Raw genomic sequence first — 21,473 nt, forward strand, 5'->3', positions numbered from 1 at the left:
GAGAGCAGAATCACATTTCACGTTCTCCCCCATTCGCACAGCAAAACACTTTTACTCGAGGTAGTTATGTTCATTATTCGCTGGATTTTAGGCCGGATCATTTTGTTGCTTAACTTTGTGTTCGCGCCAAAGAAACTCAAACGCCCACTGGCAGAACAACAAAAGATTGATGCGCAAACTCAAGCACTGGCGCTATATCAGTACAATGCTTGTCCTTTCTGCGTCAAAGTGCGCCGAGCTATGCGCCGTCAAGGGCTGAATATCCAAACCTTGGATGCAAAAAAATCCCCACATAAAGACGAACTCATCACCCTAGGTGGCAAGCAACAAGTGCCCTGTTTACGAATTGAAGAAAATGGTCAAGTGCAATGGTTATATGAATCTAAGGATATCATCAGCTATTTAGATCAACGTTTTGCCTAGCATAACAAGCGCGCCCAACGGCGCGCTTGTTATTTGCGCCACAAATACTCACGGTCAGAATAATCAAACAACCATTGGGGTTGATACACCACCAACAGCGTCACCGCCATACCATTTAGCAACGCCTCAGGAAAAGCTAATAACGGAATTAACATCAGATAGTTATCAACTAACATACTCCAGTCATAATCCGTCGACAACCAAAGCCAAAATGCCCAGCTGAATTGATGGAAAACAGTCGATAGCCCTGCATTAATAAAGGCACCAACAAAAATAAACACAAAAAGATGTTTAGGAAATACATGGTAACTGCGGCTGTAGAGCATAAACGCGCAAAATAACGGGAGTGCTATTGCAAACAAGCCAAACGCACCAAACTCAGCCGGCACCTTTAGGACAAATACGCTGAAAAACGCACTAGGGAGGAGTAAGGCAACCGTCGCTAAACGCCAACCAAACATCAATAGACAAGTGACGATGCCTAAAAAATGTAAATGAATCCCCGCTTGAATACTGGCATTGAGAAGCCACAGAGTATTTACCGCGATCAGGGTTAATAACAACCGCCATTGTAAACCTTTATTCTTAACAACCTGCAGTAACTCTTCTTTAGGCCAAATAGCATAAATCCACAGTCCCAGCAGTAGCAGACTTAAACCCTGTAATGGGCTGATATTCCAGTCAATTTCAGCAAGTCGCTTGGCCAAAAAGTCCAACATCATTAAGGATCCTGAGTAGATGCCCAATTGAGAAATTAACCCATATTTTAGGGCGAATAAGCTTCTTTACCAGCATTAATCAATAAACCCCATAATTGCATGATATTGGGCGGCATATTAAGGTATTCTTCGCTAAGTAAATCATCTAAGAGTAATCCTTGATATGCCATTGAGATCGATAAGCCTGACATTATTAAGCTGCTTCACTCTACTCGCTTGCAGCAGCGCCCCAATAGACCCTACTGAATTTGCTGGTAAATTTAAAGACAAACTCACCACAGATATCCGCGCAGATGGCCTTAAACTCTTTACCTATCAGGCAGGTTTAGCGGAGGAATACACAGCAAGAGACGTCGCTGAACGCCCCTTCCCCCATGAAGAACGCATGCGTCAAGTCGCGCAGGATCCCCGCGAACAACGTCGTTTTCGCCAAGCGCAAGAAGATGAACTCGAGATTTGGGGTAGACAAGTTGAATTGGGGCTCGAGAAAACCTTAGAAATGACAGGTTATTGCCGTGAAGGTTATTTTGAGTTGAGCCGAATGATTGAATCGGGTCGGGGAGAAATTCGTGGCGAATGTAAAGAAGGTGCCACCGAGGAGGATAAACAAAAGTTTGTGCGCTTTTAAGTCATGAAAAGGGCGAGATGATCGCCCTGTTCTCTAAACGTATGCACGGTTGTATCGCAAGTACACTATTTAGCTCAAGCCGTTAAGTTCAATAACGCTGAGTTTTATGCCTAAAAAATCAAACACTTTCAGTTAATGGTAAGGCACGGTTTTCCAATAATACAGGAATACCATCGGTAATGGGGTAAGCTAATTTATCCGCCTTACAAATCAATTGCTGCGCCACCTTATCATATTCCAACTTTCCCTTACACACTGGGCAAGCAACGATATCTAACAGTTTCTTATCAAACGCCATGGGATTTTCCTTTTTTAGCTGCAGCCACTGAGCGTAATCGGCTCAGCAACTGTTGATCAAATTGTGGCGATAGCTTGGCATCGACAGCCAAATACCACCAGTTTTCTTGTGCAAAATCGCGACATTTAACCGCATCTTTTTCAGTCATCATCAAGGGCCGAGATGCAGCCAACTCGCATAGCTGTCGTTTATCATAGGCTTGATGATCATCAAAACTATGGGATAACGCCACTTGATAGCCTTGCTGCGTTAACGTCTCGAAAAAACGTGCGGGATGCCCAATCCCCGCCATGGCCACCAGCGGCTGAGTGGAGTCAAACTCTGCAGTAACAGCGGGACTGACAGGTAACACGGCACAAGGACGAAGCTGCATTTCATATTGATTCGCTACTGCTGGGCCGCCGTTTACGATCACAAAATCCACTTGGTTAAGACGCCACTCGCCTTCACGCAATGGCCCAGCGGGCAGCAAGTTTCTATTGCCTAAGCCACGTTTACCATCAATGACGACCAGCTCAATATCACGGCCGAGGGCGTAATGTTGCAGGCCATCGTCACAGATAATGACATCCACGGCGAACTGCGTCAGCAAGGCTTTTGCAGTCTCGACCCGCTTAGCGCCCACCACCATAGGCACGCCTGTGCGCGCCACAATCATGGCTGGCTCATCGCCCACATCGGTTGCAGCATCCTTTACGGTAACGACTTTGACTCCTTGAAACTGCGCACCATAACCCCGGCTGATAACACCTGGATTAAACCCCTGGTTACGCAGTAATTCAATCAGATAGATCACTGTGGGTGTTTTACCACTACCACCGACGGTAATGTTACCCACCACTATCACAGGTACAGGCAGAGTGGTTTGCGATTTTATCCCTAAGCGAAATAAACTACGGCGAAACGCAGTAATAAAGGCAAATAAGGCTGATAATGGCAATAACAGCCACCGCAATGGGTGGCCTTGATACCAAATTTTATTAACTAACGCCTGCATTTAGCTACCAAACTGCATTTGGTATAACTTGGCATACATGCCACCAAGTTCGAGTAACGATTTGTGGGTACCGCGCTCAACGATACGACCTTGATCGACCACGAGGATTTGATCGGCACTTTCAATCGTAGATAAACGGTGAGCAATCACAACTGAGGTGCGGTTTTGGCGTAAATTGTCTAATCCCTGCTGAATCGCTTTTTCTGATTCAGTATCGAGGGCCGATGTCGCTTCATCAAGAATAAGTACAGGTGCATCGCGCAGCATGGCCCGCGCAATCGCAATCCGCTGTCTCTGCCCACCTGACAGTAGCACACCGTTTTCACCGACTTGCGTATCTAAGCCATCGGGCAGTTGCTCGATAAATTCCATCGCATGAGCTAAGGTCGCCGCCTCAATAATCTGCTCGCGAGTCACTTCTCCCGGATAGGCATAGGCGATGTTGTTCGCAATCGTATCGTTAAACAGTGTGACTTGCTGCGACACCAAAGCCACTTGGCTACGTAATGATTTCAGTGAGTAATCATAAATACTCACATCATCAAGCAGAATATCGCCAGACTCTAATCCGGTGTAGAAACGTGTCACTAAGCTTGCGATAGTGGACTTACCCGACCCTGAACGGCCAACTAAGGCTAAGGTTTGCCCTTGGGATACTTCAAAGTCAATTTTTTCTAAAGCGCGGCGCTCCTGACCTTCGTAACTAAAAGAGACATTGTCAAAACGTAAATTTCCCTTAGCACGGGCGACAGTATAAGTACCAGTATCGGATTCGGGCACAGTGTCTAAAAGTTCAAATACCGTGGTACATGCTGCGATACCGCGCTGAAACTCCGCATTAACTCGGGTTAAGTTTTTGATGGGTTGCAACATGGCCATCATTGCGCCGAGGATTGTCGCAAAGGTACCAGCGGTCAGATCAGCTTTCATACTGTCCAGACTCGCCGCATAGAGTACAAAGGCCAAAGCAAACGAGCCAATCACCATAATAAGTGGCTGGCTAACGGCCTGCGCAACTGCAAGCTTCATATTTTGATGGCGGTTTCTATCATTAATTTTGGCAAAACGCGCGGTCTCAGTCTCTTGCCCACCAAAAGCCAGTACGTTTTTATGGCCTTTGATCATCTGCTCAGTCGCAGCACTGACATCCCCCATCGCCGTTTGGATTTGTTTCGATACCTTACGAAAACGTCGACTCACAATCGTGATCACGACTCCCATAATCGGACCAATCACTAAAATACACAGGGAAAGCTTCCAAGAGTTGTAAAACATCAACCCTAACATACCGATGATGGTCACACTGTCTCGAACAATCGAAATCAAGGCGCTGCCCGATGCCCGGGCTATTTGCTCGGTATCGAAGGTCACTTTTGAAATCAAATTCCCCGTGTTTTCTTTATCCATGTAGCTTACGGGTAAACTCAAATAATGTTCAAACACTTGCTGGCGCATATCCATGATTAACCGGGCGCTCATGTAAGAGATACCGTAGGTGGATACGAAGTTTGCAAAGCCACGCAGGGAAAACATGAGAATAACCACTATGGGCGCCATTAATAACACTTGGTTATCGGCATGAAAGCCTTGGCTCGTGGGGAGTGCGATACCGTTACTGATCGCAGGCGCGCTGCTGGAAAAGCCTTTATCGATAAACGGTCCGATAAAAGAAATAAAAGCCGCGTCAACAAGCCCATACACAATTAGGCCGACAACTGAAAGCAAAAACATGCCCTTCATCGGTTTGAGATAGCCCATTAATCGCTTGAATACGGTCCACATTTCGTTTTTAGGAGATGCTGTCATTGGTAACACTAAATTATGGCAAAGTGCTCATTCTACTCTGGATTAATCAAGTCACCAAATCTAAACAAGCGGTTATACCAAAATGGCGCAAAATCTCGTCGATAGGTTTTTACTTCAAGTGTCCCATGCTCGAAGGTGACGCTAATTTGGCCTTCCATCCCCGTCGTTAAGTGTCTGATCTGCCGAGCCTGATAGCGCTCGATAACATCATCTTTTGGGAAGCCATAACGATTATTCAACCCTGCAGGAAACAATACTAACTCCGGTGCCACCGAATCGATAAATGCCTGAGTCGAAGAGGTTCTGCTACCATGATGCGGCGCTATAAGCACCTGACTTTTAAGTATAACCCCTGCTTTCACCCGTTCAATCAAGACGCTCTCTGTTTCCTTTTCAATATCGCCGCTCAGTAATAGACTTTGCTGACCATCATCGATTCGCAGCACACAGGAGGCATTATTGCCACCAGCTTGGGTTTGTGGGGAAATAAAGCGTAAGGTAAGTTGTTGCCACTCAATTTGCTGTGGTAAACAAGGCTGTCCATTTAAGTGGTCAACATCGGTAATCCAGTTTGCTTGAGGATACGCTTTTGCCAACGCTTGAGCGCCTCCCGCATGGTCGTTATCGCCGTGGCTGATCACAATAAAATCGATATCAGCTAACCCTCGGGTATTAAGAAAAGGGATAATCACCCGTTCGCTATAGCTAAAGTCCTCGCCAAATGCAGCTCCCGTATCATAGACAAGTGCCCTAGTATCCTTTTCAACCACCGCAGCCAGTCCTTGTCCCACATCGAGTAAATGCAGTGTCCATTGCGCCGTTTCCACTTGAGCAATTCGCTGAAAAACAAATATTGCCATTGGCACGCAAAGTAGACCAGCCATCAAATGCCACTGCCAATATTGGCGCCGATGCGGCATATATCTCCACAAAGTCAACGCCAATAGCACGCATAGGCATAAAGCCAACATACCGTCAGAAACACTGTGCCAATGACCAGGTAACTCGTCACTGACCTCAAGTAATTTGCCGAAGGGCATCAGTGATAAATCTGCAAGTTGGAACGGTACCATCCACGATTGGCCAAACAACTCACCTAACCACCAAACAAGAAACGCGAGCATTGACAGTGGAATAACAAGCAAACTGAACCAAGGCACAACCAGCATATTCATCCATAAACTATGAATACTCACTCCCCCAAAAAAGATAGCTTGCACCAACCCCAGTATCAGGCTTAAGCGCCATTGAATTGCCCAAAACTGTCTTAATCTGACACACGACGTTGCAAACAAGGTCTGGTTACTATCAATAGACCGTGCTACCTGTGCACTTTCTAAGGTATATAAAATAATCGCCAGCGCACTAAACGACAGCCAAAAACCTGCACTCAGACAAGCGAGTGGATCAATCAATAACACGACAAACAAGGCAAACAGTAAACGGTCCCATGCACTCGAATAGCGTCTTAATAAACTCAATAACATGATCAATAAAATCATCACTAACGCACGCTGGGTTGGTACAGCAAAGCCCGCTAAATAGCTATAAAACAATGCACTGCTCCCTGCCAACATAAGTGCAAGCACCAAATTGCGCCGACTCGGATGCGGTGCTAAACGCGTGAGTAAAAACAAGGCACTGGCACAAATCCAAGCGGTGATCACCGATAAATGTAATCCTGATATCGACACCAGATGACCCGTGCCCGTTTGCCTTAGTGCCTGCCACTTTGCTGGTGAAATAAGTTGTTCATCGCCAAGAATTAACGCCAGCAGAATATCACCCTGCATTAACCCAGATAGTTTGGGAGTAAGTTGTGTAATTAAGTGATTTCTTAATGAGAAATATTCCGCGTGAAGCGTTGCATGTATGACGCGGCCTTTACCTACAATATGTTGACTAATCAATTGCTTTTGTTCGTTATACCCTCCTTGATTCAGTACACTCGATATACTTTTAGGCATAAAGGTGAAGTCCCAAACTTGCCCAACTCGTAGTGCCGCCTCGGATTGCCACGTTAACCGCAACTTAGCCCTTGGACCCAAGATTAAATTTGGTTTATCGACAACAATATCAAAGCTAACCCAGTCGCTGTTTTGACTAACTAGTGATATGATTTCGCCCCTCACCTGTGTAGGCTGTTGTGGTAAAGGAAGATCCTGTCGAGATAACACTAAGCAAAACCCTGTTAGCCAAAACATCGCAAAGAGTGCGCCTGATAAGCTAGGTGCTTTTTTGAATAAGATGAGAGCCCCAAGGCATAAGTAGGGTAGACAACCAATTGGCAGCAGCGAAGGCCATAACATCGCTGACAGTAAGGTGGCACTAAAGCCAAACATTAATCCATTCATAGTGAATTAAGTTAAGACAGCAATTTCAGCCTATGCCAAAAAAATTAATAAAAAGATTTATGCCTAAGCCTGAAACCCTGCGTGAGCACAAACACCTACGCATTTTCGGACGCTTATTACATAACCCTAATCTATGGGCGCTTAATCGACGTTCAGCACCAGGAGCCTTTGCCATCGGTTTGTTTGTCGCTTGGATCCCAATGCCTTTTCAAATGGTGGTCGCCGCCGCCTTCGCTATCCTTTTTAATGTCAATATTCCTGTATCCGTTGCTTTAGTTTGGATCACTAATCCCCTCACTATGCCAGTGATGTTTTATGGAGCTTATCTGTTAGGTGCAAAAATTCTGGGCCATGCACCACAGGAATTTGCCTTTGAAGCAAGCTGGCAGTGGATAGAATCCTCATTAGCCACGATTGGACCTGCATTCATGCTGGGTTGCTTAGTATTAGGCGTCGGGTTTTCCGCTGTAGGGTATTTGATGATCAGTAATCTTTGGAAATACTCAATCATGTTTAAGTGGCAAAAGCGTAAGACCAAATAATTTGTATTTTCAGCACAAAGGCTTAACTTGTTTCATTGAATACATATTTATTTAATTCAACAGGTTAAGCACAAGTTTACCCTCGTTACTTCAGCGTTAATCGTGTCAAATATTTCCCTCTTTATATCTCTTAACACCTTATCTGCAGATTGAACCACACCGATAAAACCACCTTTATCACCCCACTCTAAAACCTAACTCGAACGCTTACTTTGAGTTTACTCATAAGGGGATATATACATTCATTTAATTTGCAGCTTAAAATACCTTATCGTCATTCACTACAATGCCTTGATTATGCTCAATATTGATGAACCTGCATATTTACAACCTAAACTGCCACTTTTTCGCTTAGGTTTTAGACCTTTTTTCTTATTCGCGAGCCTGTTTAGCCTGTTAAGTTTAGGGATATGGGGAGGATTTCTTGCCGGTAACGCTTTGCTTCCTAACAGCATAAATCCGTTATGGTGGCATGGCCATGAGATGATTTTCGGTTTTGTGTGTGCCGTCGTAGCAGGCTTTTTACTCACTGCCGTTCAAAACTGGACGGGGCAACCAGGGTTAAAAGGCTTACCACTCGCTGGATTATTTATTGTTTGGTTACTTCCAAGGCTCTTATTTATTTTACCGCTAGATATTCCGTTTGTGATAACCATGATCATCGACTTGCTGTTTTTACCATTAACTGCGGTTTTATTATCAATTTCAGTAATTAAAGTACGTCAATGGCGCAACTTTGTGTTTATCCCAATACTCAGTTTACTCACGCTTTTTAATGGGTTGAGTTATTACGGCTTAATCTCGGATCAATTGCATTGGACTCATAATGGCCTTTATGCCGCAATCATTCTCATTGCCGTGATAGTCGCTCTGCTTGGCGGCAGAGTGATCCCATTCTTTACCGAACGCGCAGCCCAATGGCAAAAACCAATGCCCATTCCATTACTGGAATTTTTAAGCTTTGCCAGCCTATTAGCGCTCATCGCTAGCCTCTTTTTAACGCAGTTATTATTGACGCGCTCTTTGGCAGGTATCGCGGGCTGTGTATTATTGCTGCGCTGGTCGCGGTGGGGATGGCACGCCAGTTGGTCCGTACCGCTGTTATGGTCACTGCATTTAAGTTACTTATGCATCCCCATTGGTTTAGGGCTAATTGCGACTGGACTGCCGCTTTCTGTAGGAATGCATGCCATTACCGTTGGAGGACTCGGTGGAATGATCCTCGCAATGATGTCTCGCGTATCGCTCGGCCATACGGGCAGGCCGCTTAAACCTGCTCGGCCAATGGCATTGGCTTTTGGATTAATCTTGTTCGCTGCGCTGCTGCGTGTTTTAGCGGGTTTACCTAGTGCGTGGTTTATCGAATTAATGCTCGCTGCGATTATTTGTTGGATGCTTGCTTTTGGTTGTTTCTGTTACTGTTATGCGCCTATGCTTTGCCGCGTTAGAGTCGATGGACGCCCTGTTTAAGCAAAGTAATGCGAATAATCTTTATCACTCCATGCTTGTGGCTGATGACCATTTGCTATCTTGTGAATTGAGTCACATAGAATCGCGCCTCTTTTCCCTACCCAAGGTATTTTTACTGTTACTATTTACAAAAATATTGAGTAGGGAGAACCCATGCCATTTTATCGTCAATACGGTGCCAAAGGCTTAAAAGCAGTTGAGCATCTGGTATTAATCATCATCGCAATTGCGACTGTGGTCGCTATTGGCCAAGAAATTGTCCATGTATTCAATGTCGGTGCAGTCGCACTTGCCGATCTGTTGTTATTGTTTATTTATCTCGAAGTGCTCGCCATGGTGGCCAATTATGCGGAATCGGGTAAATTACCCGTACGCATGCCACTGTATATCGCCATTGTCGCCCTTGCCCGTTACTTGATCTTAGATATGAAGAGCATGGATGACTGGCGTATCACCGCGATATCGCTTTCGACCTTAATCCTCGCAGCAACGGTAATCGTAATCCGTTGGGGCCAATTAAAAATGCCCTATCCTAAAAATCAGGAATACGATAACTAACCCTATTGCGCGCCATTGCCAACCAAGCTCAATGGCGCCACTCTCCCCCGCTTAAATCCCAACCAAAGACCTCGCTTCACACTGGTATTCTGCCAAAAAGCAATTATGCTAGTTGTACTGAGATCAATTATTTACGGGGCAATTGAGTTATGGGTGAACATCCAGTTGGATTTGAAGAAAAACGCAACTCACTTCGGGTGGATATGGAAGCCGAGCGCGTACTCTTACATTGGACAGATAAAAATGGCGTTGAACATGCTGACGAAGGCGTATGTATCGATCTCGCCCGTAGAGGCATTCTGTTTGATTATAAAAAACCATTTGCACTGGGTGACTTAGTTAGAGTGACCTTTAATCCTGATACATCCCAGCAAAATAGCGTAAAAGGTCAAGTTTGTCGCTGCTCTAAACGCCATGATCAAAGCTATCATGTCGCCATGCAATTGCTTTAATTTCAATCCAGCTACGCAGGGTCGATTTAGCTGTTCTACACTGAATTAGTTGAACTATTAGTACAAAGGACATTGCTATGATATTGCTGGTGGGTGGGGAAAAAGGTGGTAGCGGCAAGAGTTGTCTTGCACAAAACATTGCAGTTTATATTAAGCAAAAATTTGCCGCCAATGTACTAATGGTCGACTGTGACCCACAACGAACCACATCTGATTGGATCCAAGCGCGAAATAACGACCCTAGCTTACCAGCCATCAACTGCATTCAACTCTACGGCAAAATTCGTAACGATTTACTCAGCCTGAATGAACGCTTCGACTACGTGATTGTTGACTGTGGCGGTCAAGATAACCTCGCCATGCGCGCCTCCATGTCGGTGGCCACTTACGTTGTGATCCCACTCAGGCCAAAACGGCGCGATCTAAAAACCTTACCTCATATGGAAGATATGCTCAGCACCTGTAAAATGGTTAACCCAAAAATGGTCGCGACCATTGTATTAACCCAATGCCCAGCTCTGCCCACCCAAGTAAAACGTATTTTAGAGGCCAAAGAGGTTGTCCAATCCTTTGGATTACGCGTACTCAACTCGGTGACTTTTTGCCGAAACATCTACGATGACAGTGAGGAAAAAGGCTCGTCCGTGATAGAAATTGAGCCGGATGGCAAAGCGGCTGATGAGATCCGCGCCATAGTGGATGAGCTATTCACCTTACCTCCAGAAAATAGTTATGAGCTTAACTGATCTTAAACGCAAGAAACCTAAACAAGTCATCAAAGCGGTTTCTGTTGAGGATTTTATCGAAGATGCTAATAACTACGCTTCAGGCAAGGCGAGTATTTTAGCTATCCCCCCTGCTGAGCCAGCAGGCTTAGATAAAAAGTCAGCCAAAATTTATCGCCATGCCACTTTCACCTTAACTGAAACCAGTATTGCTCAATTGGATAGACTCGCCAAAGAAACCAAAATCGCCAAGTCCCGCTTATTGCGTATTCTGATTGATGAATTCAGTCAAAAAACCATTGCAGAGCAATTTGAAGTGGTAAATAAAAGTAAGCAAGATGAGCATTAATCTTTTTTGGACAACGATATAAACTTTGGTTGATTAATCAACAGGTAATCAGTCACGTTACCGATTCAAGGTTGAATCAGACATGATCCGTACCAACACTTTTGGACACATTGATAAGTGAGTAAAATCATTTAACAAGGTGAAACCATGTCAACACACAAAATACATAAAATCCATACTGCTGAATTTAAAGTAGAAGCATTAAGCCTCGCCGATAAAATTGGAGTGGCCGCAGCGGCCAGAGAACTCAAGTTATATAACTCACAGCTATATAACTGGCGCAGTGCATCAGAACATAAAATAACTTCCAGTGAACTTGAAGTTGAGTTGGACGCAGAAGTTGCCCGCTTAAAACGTCAATTAGCAGAGCAAACAGAAGATTTAGCCATCTTAAAAAGGCGGCTACCTACTTCGCGAAGAATCAAAAATAGCCAGATTCGAGTTTATCCTGAGGGCGTTCAAAATTCTGTGTCAGGCTAATTTTTAAATTTCTAGCACGCTATCTAAACGTCCTTCAAAATAAATCGCTAACTGAGATAAACAAAGGCTCCAATTGTGGATTGGCATAGTCCATTTATCTGAGGCGTTTAATATGCCTGCGTAAAGTAGCTTCAACAAGCTATTTTCATTAGGAAATGCACCTTTGGTTTTGGTGAGCTTTCTAAATTGGCGATGTACAGCCTCAACCGCATTGGTCGTGTAAATCACTTTCCTGATATGTTCTGGGTACTTAAAATAATGGGACAAATTATGCCATTTGCGACGCCAAGAGTTGATTACCAACGGATAAGCATCACCCCATTTGGCCTCCAGTTCGTCCAAGGCCATCTCTGCGGCTTCTTTACTCACGGCTCGATACACAGGCTTTAAATCAGCCATAAACGCTTTCTGATTTTTTGAGGCGACATACTTCATTGAGTTGCGGATCTGGTGGATAACGCATAGCTGTGTTTCCGTATGAGGGAAGATACTGGCTATGGCCTCTGGGAAACCGGTCAAGCCGTCAACACAGGCGATAAGAATATCTTTTACACCACGATTATTAAGATCGGTCAGTACGGATAGCCAGTAATTAGCGCCTTCATTTTCGGATAAGTGAAGCCCTAAAATTTCCTTTTTTCCTTTCATATTAAGCGCTAACAATGTGTAAACGGCTTTACTGACGTAACGCCCATCCTCTTTGACTTTATAATGTATCGCATCAAGCCAAACGATAGGATAATGGCTATCTAATGGGCGCTGTTGCCACGCTTTAAGTTCGGGGATGAGTTTGTCAGTGATAGCACTGACTGTTGCGTTAGACACATTGAGCCCATACATATCTTCAACATGTTGATTAATATCGCGATAGCTCATACCTATACTGAACATCGACAACACTTTACGTTCGATTTCATCGGTTAGTGTAGTTTGATTTTTCTTAATCAACTGAGGCTCAAAGGTGCCATTGCGGTCTCTAGGAGCGTCTAACTCAAAGTTACCGGACGGATGCTTAATGGTCTTAGGGGTTTTGCCATTTTTACGATTAGGCTGAGGATCATGCGCTAAATGCTGCTCAAGCTCAGCCTGGAGAGCCGCTTCAGTGAGTTGCTTGATCAGTGGGCCAAGAATGCTGTCTTTACCTGTGAGGCTTTTACCTGATTGCAGATCTTTAAGGGCTTGTTCGAAGTTAAAAGGTTGGGTCATGTGTCATTCCTGTTTTTGAATATTTTACTGAAATGACACAGAATTATGAACACTACCTTTATCTTGAGCATCAGCACCTGTTCACTCTTAAGCGAATGGTGCTGGTGCGTAGTGGGTATTATGCTTGGCGTAAGGGGGCTCTGACTCAGAGTTCAAGGGCACTGAAGTGATCTGAACGTGATAGTAAGATAAAGGCGGCATTCTGGGCGTCGAAAGAACGCTATGGCGCAAAGCGTATTCAAGCTGATTTAGCAGAGCAAGGTGACAAGGTTGATATAAAAACAATACGCAAGGGCATGAAGCGTCAAGGGTTAGTATCTAAGACTGCCCGCAGGTTTAAGGTCACGACAGACAGTAATCACCCGTCCCCTATCGCTCCCAATGTGCTTGAGCAAGACTTTACCGCGACAAGATCAAATCAAAAGTGGGTCGGTGATATTACCTACTTGATGACGAGTGAGGGCTGGCTGTATTTGGCGATGATTATTAACCTACATTCAGGTGCAGTTATCGGCTGGTCAATGAACAGTAGAATGACCGCTGAACTGGTTTGTGATGCGCTTAAAATGGCATTATTCCGCCGAGGCTTCCCGGAAAAAGTGATTCTTCATAGTGATCGTGGCAGCCAATACTGCTCGCATGATTATGGATATTTGATAAAAAACATCAGTTGATACAAAGCATGAGTCGTAAAGGAAATTGCTGGGATAATGCCTGTGCAGAGAGTTTCTTTCATTCACTGAAAGTGGAAACGTTGCAGGGTGAGCCGAGCATGACGAGAGAAAGCATGCGCCAGCGTATATTTGAATATATAGCGGTTGATTACAACAAAACGAGAAGGCATAGTTCGCTTGGCTATCTTAGCCCTAATAACTTTGAATTAAAGAATAGTGCTTAGCAAAGTGTCCATTGCTACAGGTACAGATCACTTTTTGCCTAAATGATATTACAGGCTGAGCTTAAGCTGAAAACCCACCATCAATCATCAGACTCGCCCCTGTGATGTAGCCCGCTTCTGGGCCAGCGATAAAGGCGACAAAGCTGGCAATCTCTTCGGCTTTACCATAACGCCCCAGTACGCCAATCGCTTTAATTGGCTCTGATGAATCACCATTATCAGGGTTCATATCGGTATCCACAGGGCCTGGCTGGATGTTGTTCACCGTAATGGCTCGTGGGCCTAAATCCCGCGCGAGTCCTTTGGCTAAACCGACTAAAGCCGATTTACTCATGCCGTAAATTGCCCCTCCTACAAACGGAATACGCTCAGCGTTAGTGCTACCAATATTAATAATCCGGCCGCCGTCATTCATGTGCAACGCAGCTTCTTGGCTCGCCACAAAAACACTGCGCACATTAGTGTTAACGATTCGCTCCCAGTCTTCTAGCGTCAGATTTTCGATGCTATCCCAAATCAGGATGCCCGCATTATTGACCACAATATCTAAGCCACCTAAATGCGCTTTGGTCTCACGAATGGCACGGCGAATAGCCTCCGGCTCTGTGCTGTCAGCCTTAATAGCAATGGCTTTACCGCCCTGTGCTATCACCTCATCCACTAGTAATTGGGATTGGGCTTCTGATGACACATAAGTAAAGGCAACCGCGGCGCCCTCACTCGCTAAACGCTTAACGATAGCGGCACCAATACCACGACTACCACCTTGTACAAAAGCCACTTTACCTTGCAGATTATTCGACGACTTCATAGTTAGTTCACTCAATAGGGAGGTTAAGGTTGATTGTATAGAACAGCGTTGTTAATCCATCACAATATGGCTGCCGCCCGCTGATTAACACGCATTTTCATACTTTAGTCGTAGCTTACGTGATTCACTTCCTCTTATTAAGTCACTAAAGTGACCTTCACGAAGTCCTGCCTCCGAAGGGCGGTTTTGCTAACGAGAACAGTTTACTCAAACTGCTTTACGCAGGTATATTGAAGGCCTCTGAGCGCTGGACTCATCCTATCCAAAACTGGAATTTGACGCTATCACAGCTCTCAATCCATTTTGAGGGGCGCTTAGAAAACCATATCGATCTGTGAAATTAACCTGACACAGAATTATGAACAGCCTCCGGTTTCGAGCTTAATTGCAGTGCTATACCGTGCACGTTTACTTTTATTCATGTTGTCACCTAAATGGGTTATGAGGGGATCATAACATTTCTTATTAGGTGGCCAAATTCACTATGCCACTACATTATAATAAACAACCACTTACACAGAAAACTTTATAGTCTCTGGGCGACTGTCAGATCAGGTCTGAGCTAGTACAGCTTAAATAAGGTGAAAACGTAAGTGCTCCGTACAATTGATGACCTAACCAATCTACGCTACTCATACACTTAAGCGTTAATATTTTTTATATCAGAACTTAAGTATCCGTACTAATGATGTTTATTACTAATAGTTTACAACGCTCTCTTTTCGTTTAATATGCGAATTACAATCACTTTTTTATGTAGGATTATGGATCCTCACCGACGATACGCTATAACTTCAGTTGTTGCAGCCATTATCAATAAAAATTGTCTTTCCATTCATTTCAATGAGTTAAGGCAACTTTCTACACAATCAAATACACGGCCAATCAAAAAGTTGATAGCTGGTAGTAGATGGTTTGTTCTGAGAGTTTCAATTCATACCACAATCTCATTCTGGGAAAGGTCTTTTCGTTATATTCTTTTGTTTTTTAAGAAGATTATTTCATGAGTTGTATCTAAGTCATCTTTCGATATTTTGCTGAGTTCATTGAGTTTCAGTATAAATTGTCTATTCATTTTTTCTCGTTCAACTTAAAGCGGAACCCAGAGCCACTACTATGGAAATTTTTATTCTTATTGGTTTGATTGTGTTAAATGGCTTATTTGCTATGTCGGAAATCGCCATTGTGACTGCTCGCAAGTCACGGCTAACGGCCCTTGCTCATGCCGGTAGCAGCACTGCTAAAGCCGCACTCAAACTGGCAGAAGATCCAACGCAATTCTTGTCAACTGTGCAAATAGGCATAACATCAATAGGGATCTTAAACGGAATATTTGGTGAATCCATCCTCGCCGAACCTTTGTCACTTTGGCTTCAGACTTTTGGTCTAAGTCCAGATGTGACCAACATCTTTTCAACCGTTCTAGTGGTTATCATTGTCACTTATGTGTCAATTGTCATTGGTGAGTTAGTTCCCAAGCGAATTGGTCAAGTCAGTGCTGAAAGTATTGCCTGTATAATGGCTAAACCAATGGTATTTCTAGCAATAGCAACCAAACCATTTGTATGGATGTTATCCGGTTCAACTCATGCTCTTATGCGTTTAATGGGATTTTCGCATAGACTTGACGACAATGTGACTCAGGAAGATATTCAGGCAATGTTGCAGGAAGGTTCATCTGCTGGGGTGATTGAGCATAATGAACATGCTATGGTTAAAAACGTTTTTCGATTAGATGAACGTACTATTTCTTCATTGATGGTGCCACGGTCTGATATTGTATTTCTTGACTTAAACCTGCCTCTTGATGCAAATCTGCGAACTGTTATGCAGTCTCCTCACTCACGATTTCCTGTTTGTCGTAACAATGTCGATGATATGGTGGGTATTATTTCAGCTAAACAACTCCTTTCAGAGTCTATCGCGGGTGAACGTTTAGAACTGGTGGATCTCGTTAAGAATTGTAACTTTGTACCCAACAGCTTATCTGGAATGGAGCTACTTGAGCATTTTCGTACTACAGGCTCGCAGATGGTGTTTGTTGTTGATGAATATGGTGATTTGAAAGGGCTGGTAACGCTTCAAGATATGATGGATGCACTGACTGGTGAGTTTTTTCAGGAAGATGTGAATGACCAGATGGTGATAAAAAGGGAAGATGGCTCATTATTGCTAGATGGTCTAATCCCTATTTTTGACCTAAAAGACGCTTTAGGTATCAAGCAATTGCCAAATGAAGAGGATGGGCGTTATCAAACGCTAAATGGATTTTTAATGTATGAATTAGGCAAAATACCTCAAACCACAGATATTGTTGAGGTGGCGGGTTGGCGACTCGAGATTATGGATATGGACGGCAAAAGGGTTGATAAAGTTCTTGCTCAAAAGTTACCCGATGCTGAAGATTCAGAAGAGTCTATATTTGTTGATTTATAAATTCAGAAGCATAGTAGTTGTCAGCTTTAGTACAAAAAACACTTCTAAAGAGCGATCAACTAAACCTGCTCGGTGAGTCGAGCATTAGCCATAGATTTCCTAATGGTTGTTTAACTAAAAATCATGCCCGTGAATCACTCTACACCAGACTGATTGAGGGCGTTCAAAATTCTGTGTCAGGCTAATTTTTAAATTTCTAGCACGCTATCTAAACGTCCTTCAAAATAAATCGCTAACTGAGATAAACAAAGGCTCCAATTGTGGATTGGCATAGTCCATTTATCTGAGGCGTTTAATATGCCTGCGTAAAGTAGCTTCAACAAGCTATTTTCATTAGGAAATGCACCTTTGGTTTTGGTGAGCTTTCTAAATTGGCGATGTACAGCCTCAACCGCATTGGTCGTGTAAATCACTTTCCTGATATGTTCTGGGTACTTAAAATAATGGGACAAATTATGCCATTTGCGACGCCAAGAGTTGATTACCAGCGGATAAGCATCACCCCATTTGGCCTCCAGTTCGTCCAATGCCATCTCTGCGGCTTCTTTACTCACGGCTCGATACACAGGCTTTAAATCAGCCATAAACGCTTTCTGATTTTTTGAGGCGACATACTTCATTGAGTTACGGATCTGGTGGATAACGCATAGCTGTGTTTCCGTATGAGGAAAGATACTGGCTATGGCCTCAGGGAAACCGGTCAAGCCGTCAACACAGGCGATAAGAATATCTTTTACACCACGATTATTAAGATCGGTCAGTACGGATAGCCAGTAATTAGCGCCTTCATTTTCGGATAAGTGAAGCCCTAAAATTTCCTTTTTTCCTTTCATATTAAGCGCTAACAATGTGTAAACGGCTTTACTGACGTAACGCCCATCCTCTTTGACTTTATAATGTATCGCATCAAGCCAAACGATAGGATAATGGCTATCTAATGGGCGCTGTTGCCACGCTTTAAGTTCGGGGATGAGTTTGTCAGTGATAGCACTGACTGTTGCGTTAGACACATTGAGCCCATACATATCTTCAACATGTTGATTAATATCGCGATAGCTCATACCTATACTGAACATCGATAACACTTTACGTTCGATTTCATCGGTTAGTGTCGTTTGATTTTTCTTAATCAACTGAGGCTCAAAGGTGCCATTGCGGTCTCTAGGCGCGTCTAACTCAAAGTTACCGGACGGATGCTTAATGGTCTTAGGGGTTTTGCCATTTTTACGATTAGGCTGAGGATCATGCGCTAAATGCTGCTCAAGCTCAGCCTGGAGAGCGGCTTCAGTGAGTTGCTTGATCAGTGGGCCAAGAATGCTGTCTTTACCTGTGAGGCTTTTACCTGATTGCAGATCTTTAAGGGCTTGTTCGAAGTTAAAAGGTTGGGTCATGTGTCATTCCTGTTTTTGAATATTTTACTGAAATGACACAGAATTATGAACACTACCACTGATTCACGCTACTCTCTAAAACCCGCCCTATTACTTCATTTGCGGCTATTCTGGGGCAGTTTTTTCAAATCTATAGAGAACTGATTCATATCCCTGTGATACCCATTACGGCTAGTTATATCGAGCGTTGATTAGTTTGCAGTCAAAAGAGGCGTTACTAATAGAATTGTTAATCCGAACCAGGCTAATAAGAGTGAATTATCTAACAAGGTTTAGTCCCAAAAACGAGTCACATATCTTCTTTAAAACAAACAGGCTACACCGATGCTAAATAGTTGAGCCATGGTGATTAGCGAGACGACCGTCTGCCCCATGGCCGCTCTTTGGCATATATGGACCCATCCGGTTTGCAAGACATTCGATAGCGATTTTGAGAAGAGTTCATTGCACCCATATATCCGGCCTGTTGTTGAGGTATTCCTCTGGCCCTGATGGATATCTGCTTCTACTGTCCTTATCATCCTTGCGGCTTCATTATGAGCCTATGCCGAGCTAAGGTTTTCAGTAGATCAGTCTGACTGTCTCATCATCAATTCAAGTGTCTTAGCAACTTGCTGGTTGGTTAATTATTAACGTTTATTGAATCTATTCAGTACTATACTGGAAGTTGATATTCTTCGTCATGCGCCGCGATAGCCCATGCCATTCTGTCGAGCTTATTGGCGACGGCCACACAGGCTCGGTTAAAACCTCGGCGCTCTGCTAACTGGATTGCCCAGCAACTAAACTTATCTTGCTTATTCTGGCTGTGTTGCAACACAGCTCTGGCGCCATGGATGAACAGGGTGTGTAAATACGCATTTCCCCGCTTGCTTATCCCAAGGAGGTTATCTTTACCTCCGCTGCTGTGTTGCTTGGGAACCAAGCCACACCAAGCTGAAAAGTGCCTGCCATTAGTGAAGTCTTTACCCTCTCCGGCGACCGCATAAAAGGCAGTAGCAGTGACGGGACCAATGCCTGGGATTGTCTCTAAACGCTGGTAAATCACATTGTTTTTAGTTTCAGTGAGCACTTGGGTATCACAATCCTTAAGCCGTTTTTCTATATCACTAAACTCTTAAGGGCTATCCACTTAGCACGACCAACCACTATATATTGTGGTTATCGATTTTTAATTGATTGGTACGTTATCGGCTTAGAACGCACTGCTTGCTCAAGCAACCTGTAGAATAATAATCCCCGAGAATCTGACTTTCTTCTGTTGAAGCGAAATGTAAATTCATCTAAATAATAATCAAGTTGCTTAGCCTTTACCGCACCTTGATACGTACCTAAAAGCCATCTTTTACATAATGATGAGACTCGATGCACCCCAGCCATTGTTTCATGTGCAGGTACAGATGAACCTAAATGCACCATCCGATTATGCTTATATCCTTTTTTGTCTATTTGCTTGTATGCTTGAGAACCATCACTACAAATTGTGCTACCAGGCTCTATTACATCTTGAATGAATTGATGGATATGTTCTTTAGTTGCACTTTCTACTTGCCTTAAACGTATCCGCCCAAATCCAGAGGGTGATAGCAGCTCAACAGCCACCAAAACTATAGCTTTACGCTTACCCTGTTGATTTTTAATAGATGATTTTGGAATGACCCCACCTATTAATGTTTCGTCAACCTCTACGATGCCGGACAGTTTATCTCTTTCAGGGTCAACCATGGCATATCTTAACTTGTGCATTAAAGACCAAGCAGTTTGATAACTCCCAAGACCTAATAGCCTTTGGACTCCAAGAGCGCTGACCCCATTCTTTTGATTTGTAATAAACCAGACAGCTGCAAACCAACTTTTCATGGGGGTTCTTGTTTTGTCAAAAAGTGTACTTGATGTTACTGAACACTGAAAACGGCAAGCATGACATTTTAACTTGCCATTACTTAACTGATAAGGTGATTGATGGCTCGAACAGCTTGGGCAAATGAATCCGTTTGGCCAACGAAGTGCGTAAAGGTAGCTAGTGCAAGATTGTTCATCATGAAACCAATCAACAAATTCGTCCCAATTTGTAGGGTAATCGACGCCAGCTTTTAATAAATACGATGAAGTTTTCATTACTACATATTGACACTGGTGGCGCTAAATGGATAGCCCTTAAACTCTTCATAGAACTGATAAAAAATCGCCCGACCTTTGGTGGTTAGCGCATTGGTTTCGTTAGTCAAAATATCAGGGAACTGTACTTTAAAAGCCGATTTACTTTTGGTCATCACAATGCCGTATTCCGCTAACATCCCTCTGACTTGATTGATTAAGGCGGTTGATTGTTTGTTTAAACGCTCACGCATGCGATGAAGGAGTTGTATATCTTGTTGCTCAACGCCTTTTGGCTTTACAAAACGCATGTTGGGTCGCTGCGCAGCCTCCGCAATGGCTAGCGCATCGTTGTAGTCATTTTTGTTACCTTGCCGAAAAGGCACTACAAATTGAGGAGCAATTAACTTGACGCTATGGCCCAACAGCTCAAATTCTCTGGCCCGTAATTTGCTCCACCACAGGCTTCCATCACAATCAGACACGGCTCTATTTGAGCGAGAAAGGGAAGCAAGTCTTTACGTCTAAGCATTTTCTTTTTGAGTAACTTGCCTGCTTTATCGACGCCAACAGCATGAAAAACAGACTTTGCGATATCTAAACCGATTGTAGTAATCTTCATAGGTGGACCCGTCCTCTTTCTGATGAGTTTTAGCGACTACATCGTGGCCCATTGCGAGGCCGATTTTAAGTGGATGGGTCCATTCCATTATCCATGCCATCGCGGCATTTGTGAATCCATTCACATCAGACGGGGCGGCCATGCATCCACTGATGGACTTGAACAACATCCGTGTTTAACGGCTAGTTCGCCATCCCTGGCTGTCGTTCAT

19 protein-coding genes and 5 pseudogenes are annotated in these 21,473 nt (G+C 43.8%); 12 read left to right on the forward strand and 12 right to left on the reverse strand.

Annotated features, from left to right (window positions below; translation table 11 throughout):
* Window positions 1-66 precede the first annotated feature (66 nt).
* The gene (locus SO_RS12960; RefSeq protein ID WP_011072730.1) at window positions 67-423 is read left to right on the forward strand and encodes a glutathione S-transferase N-terminal domain-containing protein; all 357 of its coding nucleotides are present in this window, start codon (window positions 67-69) and stop codon (window positions 421-423) included.
* Window positions 424-452: 29 nt separating this feature from the next.
* On the opposite strand, the gene SO_RS12965 is transcribed toward SO_RS12960, so the two are convergent.
* Entirely contained in the window at window positions 453-1,142 is a 690-nt protein-coding gene (locus SO_RS12965) for an energy-coupling factor ABC transporter permease (protein ID WP_164925885.1), read from the reverse strand.
* Window positions 1,143-1,189: 47 nt separating this feature from the next.
* The gene (locus SO_RS23410; protein WP_274544324.1) at window positions 1,190-1,312 is read right to left on the reverse strand and encodes a hypothetical protein; all 123 of its coding nucleotides are present in this window, start codon (window positions 1,310-1,312) and stop codon (window positions 1,190-1,192) included.
* On the opposite strand from SO_RS23410, the gene SO_RS12970 reads away from it, so the two are divergent.
* Window positions 1,306-1,770 (forward strand): hypothetical protein, encoded by a 465-nt coding sequence (locus SO_RS12970; RefSeq protein ID WP_011072732.1) that lies wholly within the window; start codon window positions 1,306-1,308, stop codon window positions 1,768-1,770. The genes SO_RS23410 and SO_RS12970 overlap by 7 nt on opposite strands.
* A 118-nt stretch (window positions 1,771-1,888) precedes the next feature.
* Here SO_RS12970 and SO_RS12975 read toward each other — a convergent pair whose 3' ends face one another.
* From SO_RS12975 to SO_RS12990, 4 genes are read right to left on the reverse strand one after another with little or no spacing between them, the layout of a single operon-like run.
* Window positions 1,889-2,068 carry a Trm112 family protein gene (locus SO_RS12975; RefSeq protein WP_011072733.1) on the reverse strand — a complete coding sequence of 60 codons (180 nt, stop codon included), beginning with the start codon at window positions 2,066-2,068 and terminating at the stop codon, window positions 1,889-1,891.
* Window positions 2,058-3,065 carry a tetraacyldisaccharide 4'-kinase gene (gene lpxK, locus SO_RS12980; RefSeq protein WP_011072734.1) on the reverse strand — a complete coding sequence of 336 codons (1,008 nt, stop codon included), beginning with the start codon at window positions 3,063-3,065 and terminating at the stop codon, window positions 2,058-2,060. Before lpxK ends, SO_RS12975 begins: the two co-directional genes overlap by 11 nt.
* A complete protein-coding gene (gene msbA / locus SO_RS12985) occupies window positions 3,066-4,871 on the reverse strand; it encodes a lipid A export permease/ATP-binding protein MsbA (protein ID WP_011072735.1) in 1,806 nt (601 codons plus the stop codon).
* Between the two features lie 32 nt (window positions 4,872-4,903).
* A complete protein-coding gene (locus tag SO_RS12990) occupies window positions 4,904-7,225 on the reverse strand; it encodes a DNA internalization-related competence protein ComEC/Rec2 (RefSeq protein WP_164925726.1) in 2,322 nt (773 codons plus the stop codon).
* A gap of 32 nt (window positions 7,226-7,257) precedes the next feature.
* Between SO_RS12990 and SO_RS12995 the strand changes: the two genes are divergently transcribed.
* The 7 genes and pseudogenes from SO_RS12995 to SO_RS13025 all read left to right on the forward strand — a co-directional run.
* Window positions 7,258-7,767 (forward strand): DUF2062 domain-containing protein, encoded by a 510-nt coding sequence (locus SO_RS12995; protein ID WP_011072737.1) that lies wholly within the window; start codon window positions 7,258-7,260, stop codon window positions 7,765-7,767.
* Between the two features lie 297 nt (window positions 7,768-8,064).
* Window positions 8,065-9,237 carry an NnrS family protein gene (locus tag SO_RS13000; RefSeq protein WP_011072738.1) on the forward strand — a complete coding sequence of 391 codons (1,173 nt, stop codon included), beginning with the start codon at window positions 8,065-8,067 and terminating at the stop codon, window positions 9,235-9,237.
* A gap of 153 nt (window positions 9,238-9,390) precedes the next feature.
* Window positions 9,391-9,795 (forward strand): phosphate-starvation-inducible protein PsiE, encoded by a 405-nt coding sequence (locus tag SO_RS13005; RefSeq protein WP_011072739.1) that lies wholly within the window; start codon window positions 9,391-9,393, stop codon window positions 9,793-9,795.
* A gap of 149 nt (window positions 9,796-9,944) precedes the next feature.
* Complete coding sequence (locus tag SO_RS13010) at window positions 9,945-10,247, forward strand: PilZ domain-containing protein (RefSeq protein WP_011072740.1); 303 nt, start codon at window positions 9,945-9,947, stop codon at window positions 10,245-10,247.
* 77 nt (window positions 10,248-10,324) lie between these two features.
* A complete protein-coding gene (locus SO_RS13015; protein ID WP_011072741.1) occupies window positions 10,325-10,993 on the forward strand; it encodes a nucleotide-binding protein in 669 nt (222 codons plus the stop codon).
* Window positions 10,980-11,321 (forward strand): replication protein RepA, encoded by a 342-nt coding sequence (locus SO_RS13020; RefSeq protein WP_011072742.1) that lies wholly within the window; start codon window positions 10,980-10,982, stop codon window positions 11,319-11,321. The genes SO_RS13015 and SO_RS13020 overlap by 14 nt, the downstream gene beginning before the upstream one ends.
* 147 nt (window positions 11,322-11,468) lie before the next feature.
* Window positions 11,469-11,772: pseudogene (locus SO_RS13025) on the forward strand (transposase); the annotation flags it as partial.
* A 32-nt stretch (window positions 11,773-11,804) separates the two neighbouring features.
* On the opposite strand, the gene SO_RS13030 reads toward SO_RS13025, so the two are convergent.
* Window positions 11,805-13,007: an IS256-like element ISSod4 family transposase gene (locus SO_RS13030; protein ID WP_005054087.1), complete on the reverse strand. Its 1,203-nt coding sequence runs from the start codon at window positions 13,005-13,007 to the stop codon at window positions 11,805-11,807.
* 62 nt (window positions 13,008-13,069) lie between these two features.
* On the opposite strand from SO_RS13030, the pseudogene SO_RS13035 reads away from it, so the two are divergent.
* Window positions 13,070-13,905, forward strand: a pseudogene (locus SO_RS13035) (IS3 family transposase); the annotation flags it as partial.
* A gap of 61 nt (window positions 13,906-13,966) precedes the next feature.
* Here SO_RS13035 and SO_RS13040 read toward each other — a convergent pair.
* A complete protein-coding gene (locus SO_RS13040; protein WP_011072743.1) occupies window positions 13,967-14,716 on the reverse strand; it encodes a 3-oxoacyl-ACP reductase family protein in 750 nt (249 codons plus the stop codon).
* A gap of 176 nt (window positions 14,717-14,892) precedes the next feature.
* On the opposite strand from SO_RS13040, the pseudogene SO_RS13045 reads away from it, so the two are divergent.
* Window positions 14,893-15,054: pseudogene (locus tag SO_RS13045) on the forward strand (IS256 family transposase); the annotation flags it as partial.
* A gap of 778 nt (window positions 15,055-15,832) precedes the next feature.
* The gene (locus SO_RS13050; RefSeq protein ID WP_011072744.1) at window positions 15,833-17,152 is read left to right on the forward strand and encodes a hemolysin family protein; all 1,320 of its coding nucleotides are present in this window, start codon (window positions 15,833-15,835) and stop codon (window positions 17,150-17,152) included.
* A 188-nt stretch (window positions 17,153-17,340) separates the two neighbouring features.
* Here SO_RS13050 and SO_RS13055 read toward each other — a convergent pair whose 3' ends face one another.
* The 4 genes and pseudogenes from SO_RS13055 to SO_RS13070 form a co-directional block, all read right to left on the reverse strand.
* A complete protein-coding gene (locus SO_RS13055; protein ID WP_005054087.1) occupies window positions 17,341-18,543 on the reverse strand; it encodes an IS256-like element ISSod4 family transposase in 1,203 nt (400 codons plus the stop codon).
* A gap of 655 nt (window positions 18,544-19,198) precedes the next feature.
* Window positions 19,199-19,660, reverse strand: a pseudogene (locus tag SO_RS13060) (IS110-like element ISSod19 family transposase); the annotation flags it as partial.
* Between the two features lie 44 nt (window positions 19,661-19,704).
* A complete protein-coding gene (locus SO_RS13065) occupies window positions 19,705-20,661 on the reverse strand; it encodes an IS1595-like element ISSod11 family transposase (RefSeq protein WP_011071113.1) in 957 nt (318 codons plus the stop codon).
* Between the two features lie 41 nt (window positions 20,662-20,702).
* Window positions 20,703-21,262: pseudogene (locus SO_RS13070) on the reverse strand (IS110-like element ISSod19 family transposase); the annotation flags it as partial.
* Window positions 21,263-21,473: the final 211 nt, after the last annotated feature.

This window comes from Shewanella oneidensis MR-1, assembly GCF_000146165.2.
In the GTDB taxonomy this organism is placed as follows: Bacteria; Pseudomonadota; Gammaproteobacteria; order Enterobacterales; family Shewanellaceae; genus Shewanella; species Shewanella oneidensis.

Bases quoted from the DNA above. Each gene is read 5' to 3' on its own strand.
- SO_RS12960 (WP_011072730.1), top strand. From the start codon at position 67: ATGTTCATTATTCGCTGGATTTTAGGCCGGATCATTTTGTTGCTTAAC.
- SO_RS12965 (WP_164925885.1), bottom strand. From the start codon at position 1,142: ATGTTGGACTTTTTGGCCAAGCGACTTGCTGAAATTGACTGGAATATC.
- SO_RS12970 (WP_011072732.1), top strand. From the start codon at position 1,306: ATGCCATTGAGATCGATAAGCCTGACATTATTAAGCTGCTTCACTCTA.
- SO_RS23410 (WP_274544324.1), bottom strand. From the start codon at position 1,312: ATGGCATATCAAGGATTACTCTTAGATGATTTACTTAGCGAAGAATAC.
- SO_RS12975 (WP_011072733.1), bottom strand. From the start codon at position 2,068: ATGGCGTTTGATAAGAAACTGTTAGATATCGTTGCTTGCCCAGTGTGT.
- lpxK (WP_011072734.1), bottom strand. From the start codon at position 3,065: ATGCAGGCGTTAGTTAATAAAATTTGGTATCAAGGCCACCCATTGCGG.
- msbA (WP_011072735.1), bottom strand. From the start codon at position 4,871: ATGACAGCATCTCCTAAAAACGAAATGTGGACCGTATTCAAGCGATTA.
- SO_RS12990 (WP_164925726.1), bottom strand. From the start codon at position 7,225: ATGAATGGATTAATGTTTGGCTTTAGTGCCACCTTACTGTCAGCGATG.
- SO_RS12995 (WP_011072737.1), top strand. From the start codon at position 7,258: ATGCCAAAAAAATTAATAAAAAGATTTATGCCTAAGCCTGAAACCCTG.
- SO_RS13000 (WP_011072738.1), top strand. From the start codon at position 8,065: ATGCTCAATATTGATGAACCTGCATATTTACAACCTAAACTGCCACTT.
- SO_RS13005 (WP_011072739.1), top strand. From the start codon at position 9,391: ATGCCATTTTATCGTCAATACGGTGCCAAAGGCTTAAAAGCAGTTGAG.
- SO_RS13010 (WP_011072740.1), top strand. From the start codon at position 9,945: ATGGGTGAACATCCAGTTGGATTTGAAGAAAAACGCAACTCACTTCGG.
- SO_RS13015 (WP_011072741.1), top strand. From the start codon at position 10,325: ATGATATTGCTGGTGGGTGGGGAAAAAGGTGGTAGCGGCAAGAGTTGT.
- SO_RS13020 (WP_011072742.1), top strand. From the start codon at position 10,980: ATGAGCTTAACTGATCTTAAACGCAAGAAACCTAAACAAGTCATCAAA.
- SO_RS13030 (WP_005054087.1), bottom strand. From the start codon at position 13,007: ATGACCCAACCTTTTAACTTCGAACAAGCCCTTAAAGATCTGCAATCA.
- SO_RS13040 (WP_011072743.1), bottom strand. From the start codon at position 14,716: ATGAAGTCGTCGAATAATCTGCAAGGTAAAGTGGCTTTTGTACAAGGT.
- SO_RS13050 (WP_011072744.1), top strand. From the start codon at position 15,833: ATGGAAATTTTTATTCTTATTGGTTTGATTGTGTTAAATGGCTTATTT.
- SO_RS13055 (WP_005054087.1), bottom strand. From the start codon at position 18,543: ATGACCCAACCTTTTAACTTCGAACAAGCCCTTAAAGATCTGCAATCA.
- SO_RS13065 (WP_011071113.1), bottom strand. From the start codon at position 20,661: ATGAAAACTTCATCGTATTTATTAAAAGCTGGCGTCGATTACCCTACA.